The following is a 1,034-nucleotide window of genomic DNA, read 5'->3' on the forward strand; positions in this document are numbered from 1 at the left end:
ACACGCTTGCCTTTTCCTGCTATGTGTTCTGCTATCTTAAGGCTTGTGAAAGTCTTCCCCGTTCCACATGCCATAATCAGCTTGCCACGATCTGCTTCTTTTAACCCTTCACAGACTTTCTTGATGGCTTCTTCTTGATGGGGACGAGGCTCTTTTGTTGATTTCAGAACAACTTCTTGTTTTGTTGCAAATATTTGCCAGTCTATACGACTGTTTTCCATATGACGAAGGTCAATACGATAAACGGGTATCGCTTGTCCTTTAATCATGGCATTCACATTGTCACTTAATTCCACTTCTGTGCTGTCAACGAGAAGTCGATATTTAAAGATGTCTTTTCCAGAGGCAGCGATAAAGCTATCAATATCTTTTTTACTGATCTGATGGTCAGCTTTATAAAACTTACATTGAATAGCCACATATCCCTCTTGATTGCGAAGCTTTGCCACCAGATCAATGCCGATATCATTTTTATTCCAACCTTCACGCTCTTCAGCCCATTCATAATAGGTTTCTACCTTTTCATATCGTCCATAATGGAGAGGGTCATACATAAGATATTTTGTCACAAAATCTTCAAACACTTTCCCCCGTAGAGCATTTGATGTTGCCTGTTCACGATAGGATTGTAAAAGGGAGCGTAAAGTGAATTGTTCATTATCAGACTTAATAGATTGAAGCATATTGTAATAAAAATCCCTTACCTTATGAGATGATTAATATTTATCAAAAGAATCAAAACGAATTCAATTAAATGCACTTAAAGCAAATAACGATAAAAAAGGGAAAAAAACTGCTAAAAAAGCCGATATTTTTTTCAAAAGGGGTCTTTAAGGCTGCTTATCAACAGCCCATGACATGGAATAAGATCAGCAAAGTAGTGAAATTTGCTATTCATTTCACGTATTCATCAAGATAAATGTACTACGTTCTTTAAAATATCAGAATGAGTATTTTGATAGGTTTTGTCTGTTTTTAAAACCCCCAAAACACCTACAAAACCCTCTTAGATATATATTAAAAATTGTATTTAT

At 35.6% G+C, this 1,034-nt stretch carries 1 protein-coding gene; it reads right to left on the bottom strand.

Going from position 1 to position 1,034, the window contains the following annotated elements; all coding sequences use genetic code 11:
• A partial coding sequence (locus ACFING_RS09885; protein ID WP_375630791.1) for a DEAD/DEAH box helicase family protein occupies positions 1–683 on the bottom strand: 683 nt, incomplete at its 3' end.
• Between the last annotated feature and the right edge of the window lie 351 nt (positions 684–1,034).

Source organism: Bartonella sp. AP150HLJHH, assembly GCF_042196385.1.
Taxonomy (GTDB): domain Bacteria; phylum Pseudomonadota; class Alphaproteobacteria; order Rhizobiales; family Rhizobiaceae; genus Bartonella.